The sequence below is a fragment of the Streptomyces sp. NPDC007088 genome, assembly GCF_042869355.1.
Classification (GTDB): Bacteria; Actinomycetota; Actinomycetes; order Streptomycetales; family Streptomycetaceae; genus Streptomyces.
Genome location: NZ_JBIAFO010000010.1, coordinates 31,129 through 38,349, shown reverse-complemented (window position 1 = coordinate 38,349; position 7,221 = coordinate 31,129). Strand labels below are relative to the sequence as shown.

Annotated in this window: 7 protein-coding genes and 2 pseudogenes; 4 read left to right on the top strand and 5 right to left on the bottom strand. The window is 65.6% G+C overall.

Going from position 1 to position 7,221, the window contains the following annotated elements; genetic code table 11:
- Nucleotides 1-62: 62 nt before the first annotated feature.
- The 3 genes from ACFYMP_RS17545 to ACFYMP_RS17535 all read right to left on the bottom strand — a co-directional run bounded on the left by ACFYMP_RS17545 (nt 63) and on the right by ACFYMP_RS17535 (nt 2,266).
- Nucleotides 63-545 (bottom strand): hypothetical protein, encoded by a 483-nt coding sequence (locus ACFYMP_RS17545; RefSeq protein ID WP_388857670.1) that lies wholly within the window; start codon nt 543-545, stop codon nt 63-65.
- Between the two features lie 420 nt (nt 546-965).
- Nucleotides 966-1,700 carry a transposase gene (locus tag ACFYMP_RS17540; RefSeq protein WP_388857667.1) on the bottom strand — a complete coding sequence of 245 codons (735 nt, stop codon included), beginning with the start codon at nt 1,698-1,700 and terminating at the stop codon, nt 966-968.
- Nucleotides 1,697-2,266, bottom strand: a complete 570-nt coding sequence (locus tag ACFYMP_RS17535) for a transposase domain-containing protein (protein ID WP_388858332.1) — start codon at nt 2,264-2,266, stop codon at nt 1,697-1,699. The genes ACFYMP_RS17540 and ACFYMP_RS17535 overlap by 4 nt, the downstream gene beginning before the upstream one ends.
- Nucleotides 2,267-3,266: 1,000 nt before the next feature.
- Here ACFYMP_RS17535 and ACFYMP_RS17530 point away from each other — a divergent pair.
- The 4 genes and pseudogenes from ACFYMP_RS17530 to ACFYMP_RS17515 form a co-directional block, all read left to right on the top strand.
- Nucleotides 3,267-3,401 (top strand): annotated as a pseudogene (locus tag ACFYMP_RS17530) (transposase); the annotation flags it as partial.
- Nucleotides 3,353-3,853 (top strand): transposase, encoded by a 501-nt coding sequence (locus ACFYMP_RS17525; protein ID WP_388857664.1) that lies wholly within the window; start codon nt 3,353-3,355, stop codon nt 3,851-3,853. The pseudogene ACFYMP_RS17530 and the gene ACFYMP_RS17525, both read left to right, overlap by 49 nt.
- Before the next feature lie 3 nt (nt 3,854-3,856).
- Nucleotides 3,857-4,488: pseudogene (locus ACFYMP_RS17520) on the top strand (IS5 family transposase); the annotation flags it as partial.
- Between the two features lie 937 nt (nt 4,489-5,425).
- On the top strand, nt 5,426-5,914 hold the full coding sequence (locus ACFYMP_RS17515; protein WP_388857660.1) for a hypothetical protein: 489 nt from the start codon (nt 5,426-5,428) through the stop codon (nt 5,912-5,914).
- Between the two features lie 265 nt (nt 5,915-6,179).
- Here the strand turns inward: ACFYMP_RS17515 and ACFYMP_RS17510 are convergent, their stop codons facing one another.
- Nucleotides 6,180-6,500: a transposase gene (locus ACFYMP_RS17510; protein WP_388857657.1), complete on the bottom strand. Its 321-nt coding sequence runs from the start codon at nt 6,498-6,500 to the stop codon at nt 6,180-6,182.
- A gap of 119 nt (nt 6,501-6,619) precedes the next feature.
- Nucleotides 6,620-6,952: a transposase gene (locus ACFYMP_RS17505; protein WP_388857654.1), complete on the bottom strand. Its 333-nt coding sequence runs from the start codon at nt 6,950-6,952 to the stop codon at nt 6,620-6,622.
- Nucleotides 6,953-7,221: the final 269 nt, after the last annotated feature.

Below are 7,221 nucleotides of genomic sequence, written 5' to 3'. Positions count from 1 at the left end.
CGCCGCAGCTGGCGCAAGATCGTTCTGGCTCCCGGGGCGGAAGGCCCCCTCCTCGGCGGCCATCACAGCAGTCCCTGCCGGCCCAGAGCCTCATCCGAGAGCCCCGTCAACTCCAGCAGCCGTCCGGGGGCCCCGTTACGCAGCCGAGTCCGCTCCGCCGCAGTGAAGTCCCCCGGCTGGCTACGGCCAGCCAGAAGATCGTGAAGACGCTGCTCACGCCATTGTTCTTCCGCCGTCTCGGTGCTGGTGAGGTGGGGGTCATCGGCCAGGTCGGCGTCATCGTTGGCGGGCAGCAACACCAGCTCGCGAAGGACCTCTCCTTCGGTCTCGTGGCGCAGTTGCTGCAGGCGGCCGAGGCGTTCGAGGTAGGACTCCCCCGGTACGACGGGCTCAGCCAGACGTGCGGCGGTCCAGCGGGCCCGCACCTCGACCTGAACATCAGTGCCGAGGGCAATAAAGAAGGTCTCGGGGTCATCGAGCTCCGCGATGTTCCCGGGCCTGTGTGTCTGCCAGTGCCGCTCTGCGAGCCGCCCGTACTGATTCACGTCCACACTCCCCACGTCCGGTGGGCAGCGCAGAACGATCAAAGGACTAAGAGAAACTCCTCCTACGCTGCCAGCAACCGATGCTTGACGGCGAGAGGAGCTCAAAACGGGTCTGAGCTGGGCGATCCCGTCCAGCGGGACCAATGAAGGAGGAATCTGTCGCTGTGGTCCGCACCGCGGACTTGAGGCGGGCTGACAGCATCGGAAGGTTCGAAATCAACATGTCTCTTGACGGTCAACTGCGGACCGTACATCCCAGGGGCGCTGCCCCCGACCCCGGCAGGGGGCAGCGCCCCCTCCAACCCCGTACTGGGCGCCTACTCGCCCAATGCAGTTGCTTTAAGGCGGTGACGGGGGCGGGGACGGATTGAGCACGGGTCTCCCCGCCCGTCGGTTGCTCCTCTGCTTCTTGGTCTGGTTTCAGGACCAGCGGCCCGGTTCGACCATTCCTCGTTTGGCGCGGATCCGGTGCACGGGCCACCGGTTGGGCTTCTTGATCGCTCGTGGGCAGTTCCGGTTCCGGCGAGGCGGGAGTAATCGGCTGCGTGCCTCCTGCCCGGCCTCGGGGAGGGAGTGGGTGAGCTTGGCGATGGTGGCTCCGAGCTGGAATGAAACACTTCGGCGGATGATGCGGACGCACTTGAGGTAGGAGACGCGGTCCGCGTCGATGGCGGGGCCGGCGAGGGCTACGTCGTGGGCGAACCGGCGGATCGCGTGGTGGATGGCGAGGTAGGCCCACAGCTCCTGCCGGACGCCTTCCGGCGTGCGGGACCGGATCGGGCCGCCGGGTCCGAGGTGGTTCTTGATCTCGTCGAAGGCCAGCTCGATCTCCCAGCGTTCCCGGTAGAGCGCGACCAGCTCGGCCGCCGGGTACTCGTCGGGGCCCAGCAGGGTCGTGCCGAGGAAGGCGAACTTGTCGTCCTTCGTGAAGGCGATGACGCGGTAGATCGTGTGCTTGGGCAGGGTCCGGCCCTCCCAGGCGGCTCGGAATCGGACGTCCTTGCCCGGACGCGCCATCGACAAGTAGGAGCCGTCGGGAAGCTCCTCCTGGAGGGTGCCGAGGTGGTTGGACTGGAGCCGCACCAGCAGGTCCGCGCCCGTCGCAAAGAGGGCGTGCGCGAACTCGACCGACCAGAAGCCGCGGTCGGCGATCACCAGGCCAGGTTCCCGGCGCCGGTGGAGCCAGCCAGCTGGTAGACGAGGCTGCGTTCGCCGCGGTAGCCGCCGAGACGGGCATCGAGCACTCCGTGTGTCCCGATCTCGGCGAGGACCACCGCCCTCACCTGGAGGAATCTGAAGGGGAGGCCACCCGTGGTGGACGGGCCGTCGAAGGTGTCGCCGTTGCTCACCGAGTCGGGAAGGTCGAACTGGGTGCCGTCCAGAGCGAGCAGCCGTAGTCCGCGCCACCATGCCCCGGGTGTGTCCGGGGTGGCGAGTGGATCAGCCACCTCCCTGAACTGGGTCTCCAGCACATCCTCGCCGAGCCGGGACCGCGCTCGGCATAACGAGGACCTGTTTACCCTGGCCAGGGCCCGGCTTCCTGGTATGCCGCTGGTCAGCACGCGCAGCACCTCCTCGTACGACTCGCGGGCGAACATACACAGGGCCAGGACGAAGTACACGACCAGCCGCGCCGGTAGGAGGCGGCGCCGCTGCTCGGTCCGGCTGTGCTTGGCTATCGCCGCGTCGACCAGCTCGACGGTGAACACCTTCGTCAGAATCCCGATCCGGACTCGCTGTCCTGCACTGTGCTGCCCCTCTCAAGGTCAACGTCGTTCGGCGCTCTCTGGGCACGGGCGCACCGGGTCGGTAGCTCCTCAGCCCTGGCGGGCTTGCGGTGCCCCGCCGGAGTGGCTGGGCACCATCGGCGAGCGTGAGTTCGCGCCTGCCTTCAAACGGGAGGCGTGGTTGCTCCCGGGAGTGGTTGCTGGAGACACACGTGCGCCTCCTCGGTCGGCTCACCCGCCGCCTGGGCTGACTTTCCGTGGTGCAGGCTCAGACTGCGAAGCGGCGCCTAACGCAACTGCACTGACCTACTCGCCCGCCAGCCCCCCCCCCCCAGCGCCAGGCCCTTGGCGGCCTGGACCAGCCCACCCCGCATGCCCTGCGTCGGCTCCTAACGTCGCCCATGCACCACTCGGGCGCTGGGCGCCCTCCTTGGGCAAGCGGGAAAGGAGAGGGGTCGAACAGTCAACCTTGGTGCCTGACGTTACTTGGCTGCGTAGTCAGAGTGCTGCCCATGTTGCATTCAGGGCTGGATGTACAGGTCGTTCAGTGGGATACACCAAGTTGCGAGGACGAAAGCTAACAGTCGCACAAGTAGCCCAAGATGCAGAGGTGGACTCCATCAGAGGTGCAGAGTGTTCTGGTGCTTGCATAGTGGGGGACTGATGGGATATCACGCGCGCGCACGCTCTAGATGTTCATCGGGTTCTTGTTTATGCAGGTCAGAGACTTGAAACTGAGAACGATCATGACGTGTAACTCATACACCGACTGCCGCCGTATGAACGGAGCAGCCTGTTCGACCGTGTTGATTGCGCGACATGCGCGCAGTGTTGCGCTATTCATGCCTACGGACGCTGACCTGATGCCACGTCACGAGGCGTCACGCCTAGACTTTCGATCATCGGATTGTTGGTCCGGTTGTGTGGGACAGGGAGATTTCTGACGCTGCGTGGGCCGTGATCGGACCGTTACTGCCGCCTGCTGGTCGAGCTCGTGGCCGGTGGCGGGACCATCGCCAGGTTCTTGAGGGCGTTCCGCACCGGGCTGCCCTGGCGGGACCTGCCCGAGCATTTCAGCCCGTGGCAGACCGTCCACGGAAGGTTCGCCCGCTGGGCCGCCGATGGCACCTTCGACCGCCTGCTGACCGCGACCCAGACGCGGGCGGAGGTGGACTGGCTGGTCGCGATCGATTGCACGATCGTCCGAGCCCACCAGCACGCGGTCGCCAAAGGGGGCTCGAACTCGCCTGCGACGGCCGGGCCAGGCCGTTGGCGTTCCTGGTCACCGGCGGCAACCGCAACGACTGCACCCAAGCCGAAGCCGTCATCAGACTGATCCGCGTCCCCGGGCCGGGACCGGGCAGGTCCCGCACCCTGCCCGATCACGTCGTCGCGGACAAGGGCTACTCGGCCCGCACCTTCCGGGCCTACCTCCGCTGGCGAGGGATCAAAACGACCATGCCCGAACGCGTCGCCCAACTCGTCGCCCGTAAACGGCGACATGAACAGCCTTGCTGGTTCGACAAGGCCGCCTATCAGCGGCGCAACGTCGTCGAACGCTGCTTCCACCGCCTCAAGTAGGACCTCGGCTTCGGCTCGGGTATGACGTGCTGGCGCCGTCTGCGGGACTGGAACGAAGCCGGAGTGTGGCAGCGGCTGCACGAGGTCCTGCTGGCCGAGCTGAACGCGGCCTCCCGGCTGGACTGGTCCCGCTGCGTGGTCGACTCCTCCCACGTCAGAGCGCTAAAAGGGGGATCCATACGGGCCCCTCGCCGGTCGACCGAGGCCGGGCCGGCTCGAAGCACCACCTGATCACCGACGGGCACGGCACCCCGCTCGCCGTCCTGCTGACCGGCGGCAACCGCAACGACGTCACTCAACTTTTGCCCTTGCTCGACGCGATCCCACCGGTCCGCGGCCGAGTCGGTAGGCCGCGTCGCAAGCCGGACTCGCTGTTCGCCGACCGCGGCTACGACCATGACATCTACCGCGACCAGGTCAGCGCACGTGGCATCGTGCCCGCGATCGCCCGCCGCGGCACCCTGCACGGCACCGGACTGGGCACCTACCGCTGGGTGGTCGAGCGGAGTTTTGCGTGGCTGCACGGCTTCCGACGGCTGCGCATCCGATGGGAACGGCGAGCCGACATCCACGAAGCGTTCCTCAAACTCGCCTGCTGCCTCATCACCCACCGACAACTCGGCTCATTGTGTTAGCCGTTGTTAGGGCCCCAGGCGCATAAGCCCCGGCAGAGCCCGCACGGACCGATGGCGGAAGACCTCGGATCCTTGGGCATGCGTTCATGCTCCGCAGCTCATACTCAACACGCCAACGCGCACATACGGCGCGTCGTTGCGCAGTATGTGCGCAATCAGTAGGGTGCTCTTTGTCTAGGATTCGATCATGAGGAGTGCTCTTCGCCATGTCGGCAAGTTCCGCACGAGGCCCGGACGTTGACGGCTCCCTCGGGCCATCTCCCGTTCCCGGCAAGAAGTCAGCTCGACGAGCTAGTCCCTACCGACAGCCGGGGAGCCTCGCGCATCGTCCGAACGTCGTTGAGCTGCCCGATGGCCACCGAGCTCACGTCGAGCCACCCCTCACAAGCGATGGTTTCATCGGCGGTGGGTTCACAATGGACTCGCTTGCCTTCATGCGTTGGGCTTCTACCTACTTCTACGACGACAACGTCAGCCTCTGCGTCCTCCTCTTCCTGATTGGCAGCCAGGAGCCAGGCGGTCTTGCATGCGTCACCCAGAACGAGATCGCTCAGGGAATTTCGGAGCAGATGTGGGAAGACCTACGCAAACGACGTGATCAAAGCCAAGTCTCACGGTCCATCTCGAAGCTCACCGCACTTGGCCTGGTTCACATGCCCAAGCGAGGGCACTACCAACTCCAGCCTGCCGCCACGTTGCGAGGCGGTACGCAGACATTTGAGCGACCGGTGCGACAGCGAAGTGGGGCCCGGACAGAGAAGGTGCGTGTGAGGGTTGACCAACTGAGTATCCTGGCGGATCTTCTAGACGATCCGAAAGTACCTAAGGCTTTCAAGCAGCTGGCTCTGCCCGCTGCTGAGCTTCCTCTGCGTCGAGGGGTGGCCAAGCAGTCTGAAGCGGAGTTCCCCGGAGGGCAGTGTTGATGGCAGAGGTTCCCATGGCTGACGTGGCCCCGGCGGAACTCACCTGGGGCTCCTTCAACGTCTTCGCGTACACGCCGAGCATGCCGGGCATCGCATACCGAGTACGCGATCACCTGCTGGGCGATCAGAAGCCTGGTGGCCTATGTCAGACCACTGAGGTGGAGATTGCCGAAGCTCTGAAGGTGCATCGTTCACAGGCCGGCCGCGGGTTGCTGCATCTGGGGCTTGCTCGCATGGTCTTTCGAAAGACCAAGGGCCTCTACCAGCTCAACCCGATGATCAGCGGCTTCCGCACCCCCGCGGAGCAGAAGGCAGCCATCGACGGCATGGCCGAGGAAGACTGGCTCGATGTCGAGGACTACCAGGAGAGGTACGACAGAGCCCTCGCAAGGCACGAGGAGGAAGTTCGGCTCCGCACGCTGGAACGCAAGCACGGCAAGGTCCCGACAGCATCAGGTGTAGCTGACCTGAGTGCCGCGCGTCGCCGGGGACGCCAACAGTAGGCCAAAAACAGCGAGGCCCCACCTGAGGTGGGGCCTCGCTGCGTCTAAGATTCTTGACTAGTCTAACCCGAAACTGGGTCTCCACGCCAGTTGAAGAATCTGACCAGGATGAGAGGCCCTTGCGCGAGATTGCTTGTGCAAGGCGAGGGCCTAGGACTGTCCGCAGTGTCGGTGGGTCGTCGGAACCGGCGCCAGGTCCTCAACACAACGCAACGGGATGCTGCGGAAGCCGTCGACGGGACCGACCGTAACGTGGGGCCGGCGCCTAGTAGGGCTTTGTTACTGAGGTTTTCAAGGTGGGGTCGGTGGGTCGGTGGGGTCGGAGTTGGATCCTGCGTAACTCGCGGCGGAGTGTGCGGTCGAGGTCGTCGGGTGTGTCGAAGGCGGTGTTGGCCATGGCCCTGCGCACGAGGGACCAGACGGCCTCGACGGGGTTCAGGTCGGGTGCATACGGCGGAAGCCGGACGCTGGTGAGCCACTCGTGCTCAGTCTCGTACCGCTTCAGTCTCGCGGGGCTGATCGCCCAGTGGCCAGAAGGGGAGAACGAGCCGGTCACGTACTGGATCTCCAACCTGCCGGCCGACATCCCGGCCCGGGATCCTGTCCGGCTCGCAAAGGTCCGTGACCAGCACCGCCGGCCGCAGCCCGACCGTGGCCAGTTCGTCGAGCATGTCCAGCGCGAGCTGTCACTTCGGCCGGTGATGCTCACTCTTGGGGACCCGGCACCGGGCCCGACGACCGGCAGCCTCGCTCCCGTCCCAGCTGCCAGGACAGCGGACACGACGCGGCGTCGGACGCCGCGTGGACACTGACCCCGATCTGGCAGTTCCCGACCTTGCCCAGGGTGCCGGAGTACTGCCTGGCCACCCCGGGCGAGGACGTCCCGTCCTTCGGGAACCCGGTGTCGTCCACCACCCACACCTGCGGCCGCACCACCGCCACTGCCCGGCGGGCCAGCCTGGCGCGGACGATGTCCACCGGCCAGGTCGACGAGGTCATGAACTGCTGCAACTGCTGATGGTCCACGTCGGATGACAAGTTCGTGATGCTCCGGTCACTGATGGATGCTGCATGGAACCCATATTGGTCGCGGGTGGCCGACGGAGTGTGCTGGTGAGTAAGTGAGGAAAGTGCGTGAACTTGCGAACAGCCATCTTTGGCACCGGCACCGCAATTCTCCGGGATGTCAGCCATTGCACGGGTTGGCTGCCCCGCCTCTTCAAGTTGCTTGAGGCTACGGATCGCCGACAAAGTCCTCCTGCGAGGCGCGCGTTTATGCCGGTCCCTTAGTCATGGAGCGTAGCAAC

Coding starts and splice junctions, on each gene's coding strand:
- ACFYMP_RS17515 (WP_388857660.1), top strand. CDS start 5,426: ATGGCTGACGTGGCCCCGGCGGAACTCACCTGGGGCTCCTTCAACGTC.
- ACFYMP_RS17510 (WP_388857657.1), bottom strand. CDS start 6,500: ATGTCGGCCGGCAGGTTGGAGATCCAGTACGTGACCGGCTCGTTCTCC.